23 protein-coding genes are annotated in these 17,669 nt (G+C 63.0%); 11 read left to right on the top strand and 12 right to left on the bottom strand.

Features of this window, described 5'->3' with window-relative positions:
- Positions 1 to 57 precede the first annotated feature (57 nt).
- Positions 58 to 624 carry a TetR/AcrR family transcriptional regulator gene (locus tag ACOZKU_RS21470; RefSeq protein WP_421580604.1) on the bottom strand — a complete coding sequence of 189 codons (567 nt, stop codon included), beginning with the start codon at positions 622 to 624 and terminating at the stop codon, positions 58 to 60.
- A 45-nt stretch (positions 625 to 669) separates the two neighbouring features.
- Between ACOZKU_RS21470 and ACOZKU_RS21465 the strand changes: the two genes are divergently transcribed.
- Complete coding sequence (locus ACOZKU_RS21465) at positions 670 to 1,206, top strand: dihydrofolate reductase family protein (RefSeq protein ID WP_421580603.1); 537 nt, start codon at positions 670 to 672, stop codon at positions 1,204 to 1,206.
- On the opposite strand, the gene ACOZKU_RS21460 is transcribed toward ACOZKU_RS21465, so the two are convergent.
- Genes ACOZKU_RS21460 through ACOZKU_RS21450 form a run of 3 tightly spaced genes read right to left on the bottom strand, consistent with a single transcriptional unit; the run spans position 1,207 to position 2,955 of the window.
- A complete protein-coding gene (locus tag ACOZKU_RS21460; RefSeq protein WP_421580602.1) occupies positions 1,207 to 1,905 on the bottom strand; it encodes a retropepsin-like aspartic protease family protein in 699 nt (232 codons plus the stop codon).
- The gene (locus tag ACOZKU_RS21455; protein WP_314084372.1) at positions 1,902 to 2,123 is read right to left on the bottom strand and encodes a DUF1289 domain-containing protein; all 222 of its coding nucleotides are present in this window, start codon (positions 2,121 to 2,123) and stop codon (positions 1,902 to 1,904) included. Before ACOZKU_RS21455 ends, ACOZKU_RS21460 begins: the two co-directional genes overlap by 4 nt.
- Before the next feature lie 49 nt (positions 2,124 to 2,172).
- Positions 2,173 to 2,955, bottom strand: coding sequence for an adenosylcobinamide-GDP ribazoletransferase (locus ACOZKU_RS21450; protein WP_421580601.1), 783 nt, complete (start codon positions 2,953 to 2,955; stop codon positions 2,173 to 2,175).
- 287 nt (positions 2,956 to 3,242) lie between these two features.
- Here ACOZKU_RS21450 and cobT point away from each other — a divergent pair, with 287 nt between their 5' ends.
- Together cobT and ACOZKU_RS21440 are read left to right on the top strand one after the other, a co-directional pair.
- Complete coding sequence (gene cobT / locus ACOZKU_RS21445) at positions 3,243 to 4,259, top strand: nicotinate-nucleotide--dimethylbenzimidazole phosphoribosyltransferase (protein WP_421580600.1); 1,017 nt, start codon at positions 3,243 to 3,245, stop codon at positions 4,257 to 4,259.
- A gap of 143 nt (positions 4,260 to 4,402) precedes the next feature.
- Positions 4,403 to 4,780, top strand: a complete 378-nt coding sequence (locus ACOZKU_RS21440; RefSeq protein ID WP_421580599.1) for a diacylglycerol kinase — start codon at positions 4,403 to 4,405, stop codon at positions 4,778 to 4,780.
- A gap of 12 nt (positions 4,781 to 4,792) precedes the next feature.
- Here ACOZKU_RS21440 and ACOZKU_RS21435 read toward each other — a convergent pair whose 3' ends face one another.
- Positions 4,793 to 6,328, bottom strand: a complete 1,536-nt coding sequence (locus ACOZKU_RS21435; RefSeq protein ID WP_421580633.1) for a sensor histidine kinase — start codon at positions 6,326 to 6,328, stop codon at positions 4,793 to 4,795.
- A gap of 169 nt (positions 6,329 to 6,497) precedes the next feature.
- Here ACOZKU_RS21435 and ACOZKU_RS21430 point away from each other — a divergent pair, with 169 nt between their 5' ends.
- The 3 genes from ACOZKU_RS21430 (at position 6,498) to ACOZKU_RS21420 (ending at position 8,284) form a co-directional block, all read left to right on the top strand.
- A complete protein-coding gene (locus ACOZKU_RS21430) occupies positions 6,498 to 7,064 on the top strand; it encodes a thermonuclease family protein (RefSeq protein WP_421580598.1) in 567 nt (188 codons plus the stop codon).
- Between the two features lie 11 nt (positions 7,065 to 7,075).
- Positions 7,076 to 7,723, top strand: a complete 648-nt coding sequence (locus ACOZKU_RS21425) for a uracil-DNA glycosylase family protein (RefSeq protein ID WP_421580597.1) — start codon at positions 7,076 to 7,078, stop codon at positions 7,721 to 7,723.
- A 72-nt stretch (positions 7,724 to 7,795) separates the two neighbouring features.
- Positions 7,796 to 8,284, top strand: coding sequence for an Lrp/AsnC family transcriptional regulator (locus ACOZKU_RS21420; protein ID WP_117366291.1), 489 nt, complete (start codon positions 7,796 to 7,798; stop codon positions 8,282 to 8,284).
- On the opposite strand, the gene ACOZKU_RS21415 is transcribed toward ACOZKU_RS21420, so the two are convergent.
- The 3 genes from ACOZKU_RS21415 to ACOZKU_RS21405 all read right to left on the bottom strand — a co-directional run bounded on the left by ACOZKU_RS21415 (position 8,285) and on the right by ACOZKU_RS21405 (position 10,763).
- Entirely contained in the window at positions 8,285 to 8,971 is a 687-nt protein-coding gene (locus ACOZKU_RS21415; protein WP_421580596.1) for a DNA alkylation repair protein, read from the bottom strand. It lies immediately after the preceding gene.
- Positions 8,968 to 9,840 (bottom strand): NAD(P)-dependent oxidoreductase, encoded by an 873-nt coding sequence (locus ACOZKU_RS21410; protein WP_421580595.1) that lies wholly within the window; start codon positions 9,838 to 9,840, stop codon positions 8,968 to 8,970. Before ACOZKU_RS21410 ends, ACOZKU_RS21415 begins: the two co-directional genes overlap by 4 nt.
- Before the next feature lie 95 nt (positions 9,841 to 9,935).
- Positions 9,936 to 10,763 carry a methyltransferase gene (locus ACOZKU_RS21405; RefSeq protein ID WP_421580594.1) on the bottom strand — a complete coding sequence of 276 codons (828 nt, stop codon included), beginning with the start codon at positions 10,761 to 10,763 and terminating at the stop codon, positions 9,936 to 9,938.
- A gap of 252 nt (positions 10,764 to 11,015) precedes the next feature.
- Here ACOZKU_RS21405 and ACOZKU_RS21400 point away from each other — a divergent pair, with 252 nt between their 5' ends.
- The 3 genes from ACOZKU_RS21400 to ACOZKU_RS21390 are packed head-to-tail and all read left to right on the top strand — an operon-like array spanning position 11,016 to position 12,588.
- A complete protein-coding gene (locus ACOZKU_RS21400) occupies positions 11,016 to 11,744 on the top strand; it encodes a DUF2270 domain-containing protein (protein ID WP_421580593.1) in 729 nt (242 codons plus the stop codon).
- A gap of 56 nt (positions 11,745 to 11,800) precedes the next feature.
- Positions 11,801 to 12,157 (top strand): hypothetical protein, encoded by a 357-nt coding sequence (locus tag ACOZKU_RS21395; protein ID WP_421580592.1) that lies wholly within the window; start codon positions 11,801 to 11,803, stop codon positions 12,155 to 12,157.
- The gene (locus ACOZKU_RS21390) at positions 12,154 to 12,588 is read left to right on the top strand and encodes a hypothetical protein (RefSeq protein WP_421580591.1); all 435 of its coding nucleotides are present in this window, start codon (positions 12,154 to 12,156) and stop codon (positions 12,586 to 12,588) included. Before ACOZKU_RS21395 ends, ACOZKU_RS21390 begins: the two co-directional genes overlap by 4 nt.
- Before the next feature lie 74 nt (positions 12,589 to 12,662).
- On the opposite strand, the gene ACOZKU_RS21385 is transcribed toward ACOZKU_RS21390, so the two are convergent.
- From ACOZKU_RS21385 to ACOZKU_RS21370, 4 genes are all read right to left on the bottom strand, one after another.
- Entirely contained in the window at positions 12,663 to 12,929 is a 267-nt protein-coding gene (locus ACOZKU_RS21385; protein WP_314084338.1) for an aspartate-semialdehyde dehydrogenase, read from the bottom strand.
- 145 nt (positions 12,930 to 13,074) lie between these two features.
- Positions 13,075 to 13,905, bottom strand: coding sequence for an ABC transporter permease (locus tag ACOZKU_RS21380; protein ID WP_421580590.1), 831 nt, complete (start codon positions 13,903 to 13,905; stop codon positions 13,075 to 13,077).
- Positions 13,902 to 14,705 carry an ABC transporter permease gene (locus ACOZKU_RS21375; RefSeq protein ID WP_421580589.1) on the bottom strand — a complete coding sequence of 268 codons (804 nt, stop codon included), beginning with the start codon at positions 14,703 to 14,705 and terminating at the stop codon, positions 13,902 to 13,904. Before ACOZKU_RS21375 ends, ACOZKU_RS21380 begins: the two co-directional genes overlap by 4 nt.
- 170 nt (positions 14,706 to 14,875) lie before the next feature.
- Positions 14,876 to 15,655: an ABC transporter substrate-binding protein gene (locus ACOZKU_RS21370; protein WP_314084323.1), complete on the bottom strand. Its 780-nt coding sequence runs from the start codon at positions 15,653 to 15,655 to the stop codon at positions 14,876 to 14,878.
- Between ACOZKU_RS21370 and ACOZKU_RS21365 the strand changes: the two genes are divergently transcribed.
- Positions 15,633 to 15,896, top strand: a complete 264-nt coding sequence (locus ACOZKU_RS21365) for a hypothetical protein (protein ID WP_421580588.1) — start codon at positions 15,633 to 15,635, stop codon at positions 15,894 to 15,896. The genes ACOZKU_RS21370 and ACOZKU_RS21365 overlap by 23 nt on opposite strands.
- 95 nt (positions 15,897 to 15,991) lie before the next feature.
- On the top strand, positions 15,992 to 17,669 hold a 1,678-nt coding region (locus ACOZKU_RS21360; protein WP_421580587.1), incomplete at its 3' end, for a hypothetical protein.

The raw sequence follows: 17,669 nt of genomic DNA, 5'->3' as shown, positions 1-17,669 counted from the left end.
GAAATCTCTCTAATTCAGCATGGGCTGCGGCCCGGTGCCTGAAATCTCAAATGGAAATCAGGCCCGGCTGTTTCGTTCCTCGAGCCAGCTTTCCAGCACGCGCCGTATCGCCCGTTCGGCCGGCTCCTCGCGGGTGAACGCCCACCAGATATGCGCGCCCTGCCAGATGCTCGCCATCTGCCAGGCGAGGCGTGTTCCTTCAGCGGCATCGTCCGACAGGCGCCGCGCAAGGGCCTCGGCCAGGCGATAGGCCCAGGCGGCGCCGCGGGCGCGAAGGGCCGGGTCCCGGATATCCTCGCGCAGAAGGAGCAGGCCGTCGGTCGCATTGCGTTCGGCTGTTTCCGCCGGCATCAGCCGCATTAGGAGATCGACGGCGCCAGCCGGGCTCAAGTCAGCTTCGGCGTCTGCCGCGTCGGTCTCCGCGTCCAGCCGGTCCCAGGCCCGCAGCAGCACGGCCCGCACCATCTTCTCGCGGTCGCCATAGCGTTGCACCAGCGTCGCCGCCGAGAGACCAGACGCTTTGGCGGCACGGGCGAAGGTGAGGCCCGCAGGGCCGACCTGCATTACGGTTTCCAGAAGGGTGTCGAGCAGCCGCTCGTCGGTAATTGTCTTGCGTCGCGCCATGGCTATATATAAATGAATGTTCGTTTATTTTTCAAGGGGATTCATATGGCCAGGATATTGGGTTACATCGCCGCCAGCCTCGACGGGCTGATCGCTGCCGAGAACGACAATCTGGATTGGCTCTTCAAATATGACGGGATGGATCTCGGCGAGCATGACTATCGCACCTTTCTAAACGGCATCCGCACCGTCGTGATGGGGCGGGGCACCTATGATTTCGTCGCGCGCGACCCGTCGCCCTGGGCCTATGACGGCAAGCGGACTTTCGTCGTCACGTCGCGGCCGATCGAAGCGCCGAAGGGGCCTCTCGAAATCCGCAGCGATATCGATGCGTTGATTGCGGAACTGCGCGCGCTCGATGACGGCGATGTCTGGATGCTGGGCGGCGGCAAGCTGCAGATGGCGTTTCTCGAACGCGGCGCGTTGGACGAGATCGAGATCTATGTCATCCCGGAAATGCTCGGGGGCGGGCATCCGCTGTTTCCGCTGACGGGGTTCCGCGCCAGCCCGACGCTCATCAGCGCCAAGGCGATCGACCGGGGATGCGTGCGGCTCCACTACCGCTTCGAGACCGCGGCCTGATCAATCCTTCAGCCGCAGCTCGTCGCGGGTAATCTCGATGGATCCGAGGGTTTCCAGGAAGCTCATGCCGAGCAGACTCTGGTCGAGCTGGCCGGGCTGGGTGACCATGCCGCGGATCGTGCCGCGCATGATGGGGCCGATGGCGACCTGGCGCAGCGTTACCGGGGCGGCCATGGCGCGGCCGTTGGCAGTGGAGACTTCGATGGAGAAGACGAGATTGTCGGCGTTGATGCCGAGCCGCATCGCGTCGTCATAGGTGAGCACGATCGAGCTTGCGCCGGTATCGACCATCATGCGCAGCGGCGTGCCGTCGATGCTGACATCGGCTTCGAAATGGCCGGAGACGCCTTTGTTGATCACGAGGATCTGCTCGCCGCCGGCGCCCGTCGTCACGACCGCGCGGCCGGGGATAAGGCCGGCTGTCAGCCGGTTGCCGACGTGCTGAAGGTCGAAGCGATAGAGATAGCCCGTTGCGAGGGCAAGGATGATGAGTAGCCAGATCGCGGCCTGACGCAGGCTTTCGCCCCATTGCCGGCGGCTGGCGAGAATGCCCGCGCCCATCATCGTGCCGATCGCCGACAGGGTGACGAGGCGGCCGAAATCATTGTTGTCGATGCCGAGCGTGCGGCCGCCGTCGTGATTGAGGATCAGGAGCACGAGGCCGGCGCCCAGAATGCCGAAGAGGATATAGAGCCTCATGCCTCGCCGCGCTCCCGCGCCATGCGCGTGCGGCGGGTCTCGCGGCGCGGCTTGCGCTCGACGGTTTCGAGACGGGCCGGCAGTTCGGCCATGATCGCGCGGCGCTGTTCGGACGTGTAGAGCGACCACGCGCCGATTTCATCGCGCGTGCGGCCGCAGCCGAAACAGTAGCCGGTCACCATGTCGATCGAACAGACGAGGATGCAGGGCGATTCCATTGCGTCTCCGGAGATCCCACTTGTGCTTTCGCAGTCCTATATCGTCAGCTCACAGCGCCAAGGCAAGAGCCGTAAGGACCGACATTTCCGTGAGCTGCTGCGTGGCGCCGATCGTATCGCCGGTATGGCCGCCGATTTTGCGCAGCGTGATGCGGTTGAACACCAGCACGGCGGCGATGGCGGCGACGAGCGAAAGTACCAGCGAAAAGATCGTCGCGTGCGGCATGAGAAGGGCGGCGGCAAGCAGGATGCCGGTGACGAGCGCCACGACGGTTGCCGTGCGGTCCGGCTCGCCGACCGAGGCGGCCACCCCATCGCGCCGGGCGGGCGGCAAAAGCGACCAGTGCCAGACCATGGTGGTGCGGCTTGCGGCCGCGGCGGCGAGCACGGCCATGGCAAGGCCGGCGGGCGTCAGGACGAGGGCGAGCGCTGATATGGCGGCGCTGCGGATACCGAAAGACAGGACGAGCGCGACGACGCCATAAGAGCCGGCGCGGCTGTCCTTCATGATGGCGAGCGAGCTGTCGCGGTCGCGCCCGCCGCCGATGCCGTCGGCGCTGTCGGACAGGCCGTCCTCATGCAGCGCGCCTGTTATCAGCACCTGCAGGCCGAGCACGGCGAAGGCGAGCAGCAGCGGCGGGGCGTGGAAGGCGAGCAGCACGGCGGCAAGCGCTGCCGGCGGCAGCACGATCAGCACGCCGGCGATGGGAAAAGCCGCGACGGCGCGTGACAGCTTGCCGTCATGGCCGATGAAATGGCGCTGCGGTACATGCACGCGGGAGAGAAAGGCGACGGAGCGGGCGATGTCGTCGATATAGTCCTGGATGGTCACGCTTTGGGCCCCTGCTGGCGGGCGGCCGGACTGGCTGCCGACCCCTGGAAGAATAGTCCCCGGAGCATGCTCGAGGATGGAGGAGGGTGCTGACCGCCGCGCAGTCTTCGCACCCGTGTCGGCATCGTAGAACCCGTATCGCCGGGCCACTTTCCGATGCGCGACACCTGTCGCCGCCTGCCGCCGCAAAAGGCGGCAGCCTCTGCCGCAAATGCGGTTGTCGGCGCCGCGCCCTGCCTCTATTAGGAAGCACCTGCCTTTGAAAGCCCAACCAAGGAATTCCCAAGATGAGTGCCAGCGGCCTGCCGTTCGATGATTTCCGTGAATTGCTGCGCAATCTGCCCGGTCCGGATGCGGCCGCGCTGGTGGCCGCGCGCGAGCGGGACGCACAGCTGACCAAGCCGCCGGGTGCGCTCGGCCGCCTGGAAGAGATCGCCTTCTGGCTTGCCGCCTGGACCGGCCGCGCTCCGGCCGTGACGCGCCCGCTGGTCGCGATCTTCGCCGGCAACCACGGCGTCACCAAGCAGGGCATCACGCCCTATCCGTCCTCCGTCACGGCGCAGATGGTGGAAAACTTCGCGGCCGGCGGCGCGGCGATCAACCAGATCTGCGTGACGCACGATCTCGGCCTGAAGGTCTTCGACCTCGCGCTCGATTATCCGACGGCCGACATTACCGAAGAGCCGGCGCTGTCGGAACGCGACTGCGCCGCCACCATGGCCTTCGGCATGGAAGCCGTTGCCGGCGGCACGGACCTGCTCTGCATCGGCGAAATGGGTATCGGCAACACGACGATCGCCGCGGCCATCAACCTGGCGCTTTACGGCGGCACGGCTGCGGAATGGGTCGGTCCGGGCACCGGTTCGGAAGGTGATGTGCTCCAGCGCAAGATCGCCGCCGTCGAGAAGGCGGTGGCGCTGAACCGCGATCACCTTTCCGATCCCCTGGAAGTTCTGCGCCGCCTCGGCGGCCGCGAGATCGCGGCGATGGCCGGCGCGATCCTTGCCGCGCGCATGCAGAAAATCCCCGTCATCATCGACGGCTATGTCGCGACGGCGGCCGGCGCCATCCTGCGCGCCGCCAATCCATCGGCCCTCGACCATTGCCTGATCGGCCATGTCTCGGCGGAGCCGGCGCATATGAAGGCGATCGAGAAGCTCGGCAAGACGCCGCTTCTGGCGCTCGGCATGCGTCTGGGCGAGGGCACCGGTGCGGCCCTTGCCGCCGGAATCGTCAAGGCGGCGGCCGCCTGCCATTCCGGCATGGCGACCTTCGTTCAGGCGGGCGTCAGCAACCGTTCGTAGCGAGCGGTCGGCAAAGAGCCTTGATGGCGTGGATTGAGACCCCCAAGCATTTCCAGCCGAAGCGAGATCGCGTCGACTGGAAATGCGGCAAACAAATTGCCGGGGTATTTGCTCCACGAGTGCGGCAAGAACAGGATTGAAGAATGGGTCAGGGACCAATCGAAAAGAAGACGGGCTTCAGCCACCTGATCGCCGCGGCGACCTATTCGGCTGCCGGCGCTCGGCGCCTGCTCGGCGAATCCGCCTTCCGCCATGAGCTGATCGCCTTCGGCGTCGCCATGGTCATCTTCGCCATCGTCGGCGCCAACTTCTTCCAATATGTGGCGATGGCGATCCTCTTTTTGCTGATGATCGCTTTCGAGGCGCTTAACACGGCCATCGAGGAGATCGTCGACCGGGTATCGCCGGAGATTTCGGAGATGGGCAAGCACTCGAAGGACCTTGGGTCCTTCGCGGTGTTCTGCCTGATCGTCGCCAATGCCGGTTATGCCGGGTATGTGGTGATTTCGCAGTTCATCTGAGGTTTTACGGGCTCAGGCAAAGCTTTTCCGGCGCGGCGAAACGGCCTGGGTTTCCGTAACGGCGGGCAGGCTTTGCAGCACGCGCTTGGCGGGCAGGATGGCGATGGCTTCGGTGCCTTCGCGCAGCTTCGATTTCAGGATGAATTCGCCATTGTGCTTGGCAAGAATCGCCTGGACGATCGGCAGGCCGAGGCCGGTGCCCTGTTCGGCGCTCTTGATGGCGATGGAGCCCTGACCGAAGGCCGAGAGCACGATGGGGATTTCGTCCTCGGGGATGCCGGGGCCGTTGTCCTTGATGGAGAGATATTGCCCGCCGCCGGCTGTCCAGCCGGCCTTGACGACGATCTCGCCGCCCTGGGGCGTGAATTTCACGGCATTGGACAACAGGTTCAGCACGACCTGGCGCAGCGCCTTCTCATCCGCCCAGAGAGCCGGCATGCCGCCTTCGACCTGTTCGGCAATCGTAATGTTCTTCGCCCGCGCGCGCAGTTGCACCATGCCGATGCAATCCTCCGCGATATCGACGAGATGCACGCTGTCCTCCGACAGGTCGTACTTGCCCGCCTCGATGCGCGAGAGGTCGAGGATCTCGTTGATGAGGTTGAGCAGGTGCTGGCCGGAGCGGTGGATGTCCGAGGTGTATTCCTTGTAGACCGGGTTGTTGAGCGGCCCGAGCACTTCCGTCGACATGACCTCGGAGAAGCCGAGGATGGCGTTCAGCGGCGTGCGCAACTCGTGCGACATGGAGGCGAGGAACCGGGATTTCGCGAGGTTGGCTTCCTCCGCGCGGCGGCGGGCCTCGTCCGACATGGATTTGGCCACTTCCAGCTCGGCGATCAGGTCGTCCTTCTCCGATTGCGAGGAGAGGAGCTGGGCGCTGGTCTGGCGCAGGCGATGCGTCATGAAGATGAGGAAGGCGAGGGCGGCGGCGATGATCGCCGCCATGGCCATCGTGGTCGGAGCGGGGCGCAGCAGGGCCGAGAGGACTAGGGCTGCCACCGTCGGCGCGAAGGCGAAAAGCACCGCGTGGCGTAGCATCAGCGTCGTGATCGTCGTGACGGCAAGCGCGACGAGGAGGGCGGTGCCCTGATAGAGCTCGAAGGTGACGCCGGTGCACTTGCCGCAGGTCTGGAGCGCAAAGGTTGCCCAGGCGATGCCCATCAGCAGCTGCGCCGCGAGGAAGCGGCGCTGCCAGCGCTGGACGTTGTCGACGGTGATATCTTTTCCGCGCGCGCGACGCGCGATGATCATGCCCACCGCATGCACGCTGAGCGCCAGCACCGCCCAGGCCGTCAGGCCGATTTCCTGCGTGAAATAGATGCCGATGGCGGCGATCATCACGATGATGGCGGGGATGATGAGCGCGCTCTGCACCACGGAGGCGATGTGGAGCTGCAGCATTTCCCGCTCGAGGCCGGCGGAAATCCCCGTCGCCGTCTGCAACCGTTCGCGAGTCGCGCGGACAGCCCGCGAAACAGCCTTGTTTCTGTGGCTGCGCGACTTGTCGACGATGATCTTGTCGGTCGAGGTACTGACGCCGGTACTCATCACGATTGAAACGGTTGCTGTTGGCGTTGAATTCTAGGGGGCAATCCTTAAGAAGATGCTGCCGTGCATAAACCATTTACGAACCATTCCGACATTTTCCGTAGCGTGAACGCGGCGGCGTTTCGGATATGACGCTGCGTCAGGACAAAACGGTAGAAAGCGGAATTTCATGGGGCTTTCCAAAGGGGCGCGTGATGTCGGGGTGGCGATGGCGATCCTGGCGCTGACGGCGCTGATCGTGCTGCGCATCGGCGGCGAAAGCGGCGAGACGATCACCGGGACGGCGCGCGCCGCCGACGGCGACACGCTGACGCTCGACGGGCACCGCATCCGTCTCGTCGGCATGGATACGCCGGAGATGATGCAGATATGCAAGCGCGACGGCGAGGACTGGCGCTGTGGTGTGGCCGCCCGCTCGCGGCTCGCCGAGTTTTTGCGTGCGGGACCGGTGACCTGCCGGATGCAGGGCAGGGACAAATACGACCGGCTGCTGGCGCGCTGCGAGACGGAGGCCGGCGATCTCGGCGCGCGCATGGTGCGCGAGGGACTGGCAGTGGCCTATGGCGGCTACGAGGACGAGGAGCAGTTCGCCAAGGCCGAACGCAAGGGGCTTTGGGCCACGGAATTCGATTTGCCGCAGCAATGGCGCCGCATGAATGGTCGGCCGCAGGAGGATACACATACGGGGGAACCCGGCGTGCTCGATGCCATCCTGTCGACGCTGGGTTTTGGCTGACGGATGGCGCGATGAACGAGCGCAAGCCCGCGGACGATATCGCCGCGCTCAGCGCGGCCATCGCGGCCTGTCGGCTCTGTCGGGACGCACCGGCCGGGGGGCCGGAGGATCGTCTGCCGCACGAGCCACGGCCAGTCGCCGTTCTCTCCGCGACGGCGCGCATCCTGATTGCCGGACAGGCGCCGGGGCTTCGGGTGCATGAGAGCGGACTGCCTTTCAACGATGCCTCCGGCGACCGGCTGCGCGAATGGCTGGGCGTGACGCGGGAAGAATTCTACGCCCCGGAAAAGTTCGCCATCGTGCCGATGGGCTTCTGTTTTCCCGGTTATGACGCGCATGGCAGCGACCTGCCGCCGCGGCGGGAATGCGCGCCGCTCTGGCGTTCACGGGTCATCGCGGCCATGCCGCAGGTCGAACTGGTGCTGGCGATCGGCCAATACGCGCAGGCCTGGCATCTCGGCGCAGCGAAGGGAAAGAGCATGACCGAGACGGTACGCGACTGGCGCCGGCATCTCGGCCGCAATGCGGCGCCCGCCGTTCTGCCGCTGCCGCATCCGAGCTGGCGCAACAGCGGCTGGCTGAAACGCAATCCGTGGTTCTCGGACGAGGTTCTGCCGGAACTGCGAAAGCGGGTGAAAACTCTCGCGGATGTGAAATGACATTCTTCCCATTTGCCGAAATCTCGGTATATGAGGGAATTAAATTTCTTTGGGGACTGTTAGGGGACTATAATGGATCGTCTGGATCGAAAAATCCTGCGCCTTCTGCAGGAAGATTCCACGCTGGCTGTGGCCGACCTCGCCAAGAAGGTCGGACTGTCGACCACGCCCTGCTGGCGGCGCATCCAGAAGATGGAAGAGGACGGTGTGATCCGCAAGCGCGTCGCGCTGCTTGATCCGGTCAAGATCAACACCAAGGTTACCGTCTTCGTCTCGATCCGCACCAATTCGCATTCGACAGAATGGCTGAAGCGCTTTTCGGAAGTGATCGTCGAATTCCCCGAGGTCGTCGAATTCTACCGCATGAGCGGCGAGGTGGATTACCTGCTGCGCGTCGTCGTGCCCGATATCGGCGCGTATGATGCCTTCTACAAGCGCATGATCGCCCGCATCGAAATTCGCGATGTCTCCTCGGCCTTTGCCATGGAGCAGATCAAGTACACGACCGAGCTGCCGCTCGATTACATGACCGTCGACAACCAGAAGAACAGCGACGAATGATCAGCGCTTGAGGCGGGCGAGAGTTTTCTCGTCCGTCAGTTCCCGCACCGCATCCTTGCCGATCCAGCGGGCCGTGCTGTCGCTGCTGCCGGCGAGGGTTCTCGCCAGGGCAAGCGCCGGCGCATGGCTGGCCTGGCTGCGCTTGCCGACGTTGCGCAGCGCCCAGTTGACCGCCTTCTTGACGAAATTGCGCGGATCGCCGGCGTGGTCTTCGACGAGATCGAGCCAGCCGATCAGCGTTTCGTCCGGCTCCGTCTTCATATGCACGGCTGCACTTGCGATCATGGCGAAGGCGGTGCGGCGCACGAATTCCCGCTCGTCGGCCGCGAATGCCGGGATCAGTGAGGCAAGGTTCGCCTCGATAAAGATATCGGCGGCGTTATCGACCACTTCCCAGGAGTTGAAGTCCTCGGCAAGACGGAGCGCCTCGTCCGGCGTCAGCTTCTTCGGCTCCAGCGTGTAGAGCGCCAGCATGCGGGCTTCGCGGATATCGCTGGCCCACAGGGTGAAGGTGCGGGCGTGATCCTTACCCGTCAGGCGGCCGATTTTCTGCAGGTCGGGGTTGGAAATGCCGAGCGCCGTTTGCGTGACGATGCCGAAGCGCTTCATGCTGGCGATGGCGTCCTCCGATCGCAACGACCGGAGGTATTCGATGATCTCGCCGGCGGTGGAGGACTTTCCGATCATTTCCGTTCGAGGCGGGCAAGCAGCGAAGACGTGTCCCAGCGGTTGCCGCCCATATCCTGCACGTCGCCGTAGAACTGGTCGATGAGGGCGGTGGTGGGAAGCTTTGCGCCATTGCGGCGGGCTTCGGACAGGACGATGTCGAGGTCCTTGCGCATCCAGTCGATGGCGAAGCCGAAATCGTATTTGCCCGCGATCATCGTCTTGTGGCGGTTGTCCATCTGCCAGGAGCCGGCCGCCCCCTTGGAGATGACCTCGATGACCGCCTCCATGTCGAGGCCGGATTTCTTGCCGAAATGGATGGCCTCGGCGAGGCCCTGCACGACGCCGGCCACGCAGATCTGGTTGACCATCTTGGCGAGCTGCCCAGCGCCTGCCTCGCCCATGCGGCCGACCATGCGGGCATAGGCGTCGATGACGGGTCTGGCCTTTTCGAAAACCGCTTCTTCGCCGCCGCACATGACGGTCAGAACGCCGTTTTCGGCACCGGCCTGGCCGCCGGAAACCGGGGCGTCGATGAAATGCAGGCCCTTGGCCTTGCATGCGGCATCGAGCTCGCGGGCGACTTCGGCGGAGGCCGTGGTGTTGTCGATGAGCGTAGCGCCGGACTTCATGCCTTCGATCACGCCATCCTTGGCGGTGGTGACGGATCGCAGGTCATCGTCATTGCCGACGCAGGTGAAGACGAAGTCGGCGCCCTTTGCCGCCTCTGCCGGGGTGCGGAAGGCCGTGCCGTCGAATTCGGCCGCCCATTTCTCTGCCTTGGCGAAGGTGCGGTTATAGACCGCGACCTCATGGCCGCCCTTGACCTTCAGGTGACCGGCCATGGGATAACCCATGACGCCGAGACCGATGAACGCAACCTTTGCCATGCCGTAACCTCCTGCGCTTGCTGGCAGGAGGTTTAGCGGATCATCGTTTCCGGCGAAAGTGTTTCTCTTGCGTCGGGGGCAATGCGCCCCAGACGTCAGCCGCGATATTTCGCCAGCACGAGATGGCCGGCGATCGGCTCACCTTCTTCCATTCGGACCGTGATATCGGTGATCTCGACGAAGTCGAAGCCGGTCTCGTCGAGCCGCTGGCGGACATAGTCAGGCGCGTGGGCAAACCGCTGATGCGGGCCGACCATGAAGGGGCGACCGGCGAAGGTCTCGGCCGGCAGCGTTTCCGAGGAGAAGATGAAGTGTCCGCCGGCCACGAGGTTCTCGGCGGCGCCGAAGAACAGCGGCTCCAGCGCGCCGAGATAGGGCAGCACGTCGGTGGCGGTGATCAGGTCGAAGGGCTCATCGTCGTTGTCGTCGAGGAAATCAACGGCCTCGGCGACGTAAAGCGTCTCGTAAAGATCCTTTTCATGGGCGACTTCCACCATGTTTTCCGACAGGTCGACACCGGTGATATCCTCCGCCATGTCGCGCAGCGCGCCGCCGGTCAGGCCCGTGCCGCAGCCGAGGTCGAGCACGCGATGGAACGGACCCATCTTGAGATCCTGGAAGCGCTGGCGCACAAGAAGCGGCACGCAATAGCCGAGCTGTTCGACGAGCACGTCCTCGAACACTTCGGCATGCTGGTCGAAGAGGGTGGCGACATAGGCGTCCGGCGCCTTTTCCGGCGTGTCGCCGCGGCCCATGGAGGCTAGGCGCACGGCCGCACCGCCATGGTCTTCCGGGTCGAGCGCCAGCACTTCCGCATAGGCTTTGGCGGCGGCATCGAAATCGCCGGATTTCTCCAGCGAGAGGGCGCGGTTATAGGCTTCCGCGAGCGCATCTTCGTCGATCTTTTTCATGCGGCGTCTCATACGGGTCGCCCGGCATTTTGGCAATGGAGAAGGCTGTGCGCCAGTGGCGGCCGGAAGCGGAAACATCGGCCCAAAGTCTGTCGGCATCAGAATGAACCTCACAGACTTTTGGCTTCTTTGTTGTCGTTTCTCTGTTCGGGAAAACCGGTTCCCACTTTTCCCTGACAAACTCGTAAGTGCAAATAGGCATTTATCAATTGGCGAAAGTGGCGCATGATCTCCCCAAGACCAAAAAGACAATTGGAGGAAAGAATGCCCGCCGATATGTCCCCCTCGTCGCTTTCCTCCGAGGCCAAGCGCACAGGCAGTCCCGCCCTGCCGGCGACGCCGATGGAAACGATCAACACCATGGTGCACTATTACCGCGGCGAGCTTGGCCGCATGGCCGGCTGGCGCGACCGGATCGACCGAACGTCGAACTGGGCGATCACGGTGGTGGCGGCGCTGCTCTCCGTCTCGCTTTCGACACCGACCTCGCATCACGGCGTTCTGCTCTTCGCCATGCTGCTCGTCTCGCTGCTCCTGATGATCGAGGCGCGGCGCTACCGCTTCTTCGACGTCTACCGGGCGCGCGTGCGCCAGCTGGAGCGCTTCTACTTCGCCGAAATCCTCAATCCGCGCGCAGCCCTCGATCTCGACTGGGCCGCGCCCATTGCGAAAAGCCTGCGCAAGCCGGAATTCCTGATCAGCTACCGCGACGCCACCTGCCGTCGGCTGCGTCGGAACTATTGCTGGCTCTACCTCATCCTGCTGCTCGCCTGGGCGCTGAAAATCTCGTCCTCCATGATGCAAAAGCCGGCGACGGCGGGACGGGACATGACGCTGGCAATGGAGCACGTGGTGGCGAATGCAGCGCTCGGACCGGTTCCGGGCCTGGTGGTCATCGGCTTCGTTGCCGCATTCTATGCCGTCATCGCCTATTTCTCGCTGAAGGTGGACATGTCCGACACCGAGCTGGCGCACGGTTCGGTGCATGTGTAAACTGTTTAGACGAAGCTGCAGTCTGTTCGCCATTAGAAATTTCAGAGCTTACGAATATGCGTTTTTCTGACTATCGACCACGTCATGTTCTGTGCATCTTGGGCAAAAGGGGAGGCTTTTTAGAGCTTGTTCGTTCGATGGAGTTGGCAATCGATGATTTCGCCGATGGCTTTGAGGTCGATGCAGAATTCTCCCAGGATACACCCGATGAACGCATGGCCGAAGCCTTCAACGCCTCGTGGGATCGTGTTCACGAAAGTGCATGGGATGCTACGGATGGCATCGCGGTGCGTGAGCATGGTTGTGTAGTGTATGTGCTTGTCCGTATATGGATCCGGGAAGTGCAGTTGAAATATCTGCAATTGCTCTCCGATTGGTCATTCATGCTCTCAATAATGGAGCTACGGCGGTGAAGGGGGAAAGCGCCGGCGTTGCACATGGCGTAGCACGATGGAGGCAAATTGGCCGAGATGCGGAAACGCTTGTGGAAGGGCATTTGCTGGCCCGACTTTGTCGCCTGGCTTTCAGCCGGCGGCCACTGTGCGATGATGGTTCATTTCTCAGCGTCGGGTTTCACCTTATAGGGCTGCCTGAAGTGTTCGTGTCAACGGCTCTTGCTGAGGACGAATTGGGGCTTACTGCAATATTGGACGCTATTGCGGAGGAGCTTTATATTCACGGTGTTGAGAAGACGCTCGCGCTTCGCAGTGCGGTCTTGCTGCCGGTTGATGGTTATGACGAGGACGAACTAAAGTATAATCCTTACGGCGCTGTTCATGTTCAGTCTTTTGATGAGCACGAGTTGCAAGACTGGTCGAGTGAGCGGCCAGTTCTGCTTTCTTAGGTCTTCAGGCATATCAATTGCGCACTTAATGTCATCACGCCACCACCAAAAGTGGGGCGCACATTCGCTACCGTTCAATTGATGACGAACTCGCCCTTCAGCGCGCGCCACTCCGTCGCCGAGATCAGGCGGCGGTGGATGTAGCGGACGGAGTGGATGGGGCCGTCGAGCTTTTCCTGCCAGAACTTCAGGAAACTCTTCATCTCCGGGAAATCCGGGGCGAGGTCGTAGTGCTGCCAGATATAGGTCTGCAGGAACTGCCGGTGATCCGGCATGCGGTAGAGGATTTGGGCCGTGGTCATGCCGTAGCCCTTGAGCTGCATTGCCATGTCGTTCGTCATAGGGACCTCATCGCGTGATGAATGGTGGTCCCTATAATTGAGCGCCCGCAAGGTTAACGACACCTTAAAATGCCGTAGCGTAAAGGAAGATTTCTTGTGAAATCAAAGTCTTGGCAGCGCTCCGTTCGGAGTGCTGCCAAGCATGTCAGCGCTTCAGGTGGCGCGTCAGGCGGGTTTCGAGCCAAGCCCAGACGTTACGCAGCAGTTCCACCATCAGCAGATACATCAGCGCGGCCCAGAGATAGGCCTGGTAGTCGAAGGTGCGCGAGAAGGCGAGGCGGGTCTGGCCCATCAGGTCGAGGACCGTGACGATGGCGACGATGGCCGAACCCTTGATCATCAGGATGATCTCGTTGCCGTAGGGGCGCAGCGCCACGATAAGGGCCTGCGGCAGGATGACCTTGAAAAAGGCGACCTTTTTCGGCAGGCCGAGCGCGTCGGCGCCTTCATGCTGGCCGCGCGGCACGCTCTGGATGGCGCCGCGCAGGATTTCGGCCTGGTAGGCGGCGGTGTTGAGCGTGAAGGCAAGCAGCGCGCAGTTCCAGGCGTCGCGGAAGAACCACCAGACGCCCATGGCCTTCAGCTCGGCGGAGAAGCTGCCGAGGCCGTAATAGATCAAGAAGAGCTGGGTGAGCAGGGGCGTGCCGCGGAAGAAATAGACATAGCCATAGGCGATCCACGACAGGACCGGGTTCTTCGACATGCGCGCAAAGGCGAGCGGCAGCGAGATGAGGCCGCCGAGCACGACCGAGCAGACGACCAGCAGCAGCGTGACGCCGAGACCGGACAGGTAGTTCGGCCCGTATTTCGCGAATTTTTCCGGATCCCAGCCGCCGACGATCATCATGAATATACCGACGGCGAGCGCCAGCCAGACGCCGAGGAAGGCATTGCCGAAGAAGCGGGCGGCGGTGAAGGCCTTTGGCGGTGCCGGCGGCGGGGCCTGCGGCTCGATCAGGGTGGTGACGAAGCTCATCGTGCGGCCTCCGAACGCTTGGCCCAGCCCTCGATGCCGGAGAAGACCAGCGAGGAGAGGAAGGCGAGGACAAGGAAGAGCACGCAGGCGATGACGTAGAACTCGAAGGCTTCCTTGGTCACGCGGGCGGCGACGCTCGTCTGGCGCAGGATATCCGGCAGGCCGACGACGGAGACCAGAGCGGTATCCTTCAGGAGGGCCATCCACAGATTGCCAAGGCCGGGCAGGGCGACGCGGATGAGCTGCGGCAGGATGATGAGCTGCATGGTGCGGCCGTTATGCAGGCCGAGCGCATAGCCGGCCTCGTACTGTCCGCGCGGAATGGCCTTGAAGGCCGACAGCAGCACTTCCGAGCAATAGGCGGAAAAGACCATGGCGAGCGCGATCATGCCGGCGAAGAAGGCGTTGATCTCGACCGTGCCCTCGTAGCCGACGGCGGTCATGAAGTTCTGCACGACGATCTGCAGGCCGTAATAGATGATGAAGAGCGTCAGAAGCTCCGGCAGGCCGCGGAAGAGCGTGGTGTAGATATTGGCCGAGAGCCTGAGCGACTTTTCTTCCGACTGCTTGGCGAGCGCGATGAAGAAGCCGAGGAACAGGCCGACGGGCAGCGTGGCGATGGCGAGGCTCGCCGTGACGAGGAAGCCGAAGGCGATCTCGTCGCCCCAGCCCGCGGCGCCGCAGGCGAGCAGCGTGTTGCCCGCGAAAAGATTGAAGATGCCGACCGGACCGCAGAGGGGATCAATGATTCCCAAAAATGCGGATACCGCCTCGACGATGGCGGTGAAGAACCCGCTCATGCCAGAATTACCCCCGATGCGCGTTTTACGCTTCTTGTTGCGGCGCTTGCCGCGCCCGTTTTCTTTATGTGCAACTTCTCAAACAAAAGGAGCGGGAGAGCAAGCCCTCCCGCCCGTGCATTCTGGTGATGGGGTCAGAAAAAACCCGCATCAGCCGGATGTGTCGTGTCTTATTCGCCGTAAACGTCGAAGGGGAAGTACTTGGCGTTGATTTCCTGGTACTTGCCGTTGGCGCGGATCGCCGCAATCGCCGCGGTGAACTTGTCGGCCAGCGGATCGCCCTTGCGCACCGCGATGCCGGCGCCTTCGCCGTTGATGACCGGGTCGATCGGCAGCGTGCCGAGCAGCTTGCAGCATGCGCCGGCGTCGGTCTTCAGCCATTCGGAGAGCACGACGACGTCGTCGATGGCGGCGTCGATGCGGCCGTTGGCGATGTCGAGCTTGTACTCGTCCGAGGTCGGATACATCTTGATGTCGGCATCCTTCATATGCGCCTGGGCATAGTTGGAGTGGGTCGTGGAACCCTGCGCGCCGAGCGCCTTGCCGGCGAGCGCCTCAGGCGTCGCTTCCTTGATGTCGGAATCCTTCGGCACGATGATGGCCGGCGGCGTGTTGTAGTACTTCTTGGAGAAGTCGACCTTCTCCTTGCGCTCGGCGGTGATCGACATGGACGCGACGATGGCGTCGAACTTCTTGGCGACCAGCGCCGGAATGATGCCGTCCCAGTCCTGCGTCACGAAGGTGCATTCGGCCTTCATTTCCTCGCAGAGCGCCTTGGCGATGTCGATGTCGAAGCCGGTCAGCGTGCCGTCGGCCTCGAGATTGTTGAAGGGCGGGTAGGCGCCTTCCGTGCCGATCACGATCTTCTCGCCTTCAGCCATCGCGGAGGTCGCGAAGAGGGCGATGACCGCAGCCGAGGCTGCGAGCGTGAAACGTTTGGAAATACGCATTGTGATCCTCTCTGTTGAAGGCTCTCGGGTTTTTCTTGTTGTCCGGGCCTTGAATGGAAGCGGGCAGGCCTGCCCGCTTGGGTTGGATAATCGAACTCTTTCTTATAAAAAATCAACTGCTTTTCCGTCGCGCCTGCGTCCCGTTTCCCAGACAATTTTATGGCTGCCACTGGTCTTGGCGACGGCGCGACCTATCTCGCCGGTCGATCAGGTCGTTCAGGCGCGGTTCACACCCGGCTGACTAGGCCTGTACAGGAAACGGGCGTTGCCGGCCGGCCGAAAGAGCCGGGAAGCAGCGCCTCATAGAGATAGACGGGACACCGTGAGGACAGAACGATGACTTTCCGCTCCAGACTTTTTGCCACCGTGGCTCTGCCCCTGCTGTCAGCCTCGCTGATCGCAACGCCGACGCTGGCCGATGCGCTCCTGAAACCCTTCGATGTGGCCCAGGCCAGCGACGAAGGCCAGCCGAGCGAGGAGGAACTGCTGAAACAACAGCAGGAAGAACAGCAGCGCGCCGAGCAGGAAGACCAGCAGCGGCAGGCCGATGAGCAGAAGGCTGCCGAAGACCAGCAGCGCCAGGCTGATGAGCAGAAGGCTGCTGAGGACGATCAGCAGCGGCAGGCCGACGAGCAGAAGGCGGCTGAGGATCAGCAGCGTCAGGCCGAGGAGCAGAAGGCCGCTGAGGATCAACAGCGGCAAGCCGATGAGCAGAAGGCGGCGGCTGAAGACCAGCAGCGACAGGCCGATGAGCAGAAGGCTGCCGAAGACCAGCAGCGTCAGGCTGATGAGCAGAAGGCCGCTGAGGATCAACAACGTCCGGCTGATGAACAGAAGGCTGCCGGGGACGAGCAGCAGCGTCAGGCCGATGAGCAGAAGGCGGCTGAAGATCAGCAGCGGCAAGCCGACGAGCAGAAGGCTGCCGAGGATCAACAACGTCAGGCTGACGAACAGAAGGCCGTCGGAGAGCAGCAATCCGAGCAGCCTGCCACCGAACAGGGCCAGCAGGCCGGCGAAGAAACACCGGCGACCGAACCGGTGCCGGAGGTGGTCGAAACGCTGACGGAAGAGCAGAAGCAGGAGATCGCGCAGGATCCCGGCAAGACCGATGAGACGGTGGTCCTGCCGGTCGAAAATGGCGCGGCCGTGCTCGACAGCGACAAGGACGCCGACAATGCCGGCGGCCAGAAGAGCCGCGACAACCGCCGCAAGCAGCGCGAGGAACAGCGCGCGCAGGAAGAGGAGGTGCCCGTTCCAGACACGGACGACAGCGCGCAGGCGGCGATTTCCGAAGAGGTGCGCGAAGCCGTGCCCGGCCGTATCGAGGCGGCGATCAAGGAAGAGGGCAAGCGCGTCGAAGAAGCACCGGAATTCGTGGTTCCCGAGACCACCAATATCGTCAACAACACGGTCATCAACAACACGACGATCGTCAACAACAATACGATCGACAACAGCGTCACACAGGTCAATGTCGTCGAGCGCGTCGAGAACCGCACGGTTCTGGAGGTGGGTGACCAGTTGATCGTGCGCGGCGACGACCGTCCGCGTCTGCGCCGTGATTCCGAGGATGTCTTCTACGACAACCTGGCCCGCGGCCGTGTGCGCGAAACGATCCAGCGTCCCGGCGGCGTGCGCATCGTAACGATCTACAACCGGTACGGCGATATTATCCAGCGCTCGCGCGTCGGCCGTGACGGGCGTGAATACATCCTCGTCTATGCGCCGGAACTGGAGGACGATGCGCCGCGTCCGGGCCTCGTCGATGTCGGTTACGAGCTGCCGCCGATGCGCCTGCGCATCCCCGTCAACGACTACATCATCGACACATCGAGCAATCCGGACCGCGACTATTACGAGTTCCTCGCCGAGCCGCCGGTCGAGCGTGTCGAGCGCGTCTATACGATCGACGAGGTCAAGCATTCGGCACGTCTGCGTGACAAGGTGCGCCGTATCGACCTCGACACGATCACCTTCGCGACGGCAAGTGCCGAGGTGCCGATGTCGCAGGCCC

This window comes from Shinella sp. M31 (genome assembly GCF_049199205.1).
Classification (GTDB): Bacteria; Pseudomonadota; Alphaproteobacteria; order Rhizobiales; family Rhizobiaceae; genus Shinella.
The sequence above is the reverse complement of the archived record's forward strand: the minus strand, read 5'-3'. Positions and strand labels throughout refer to the sequence as shown.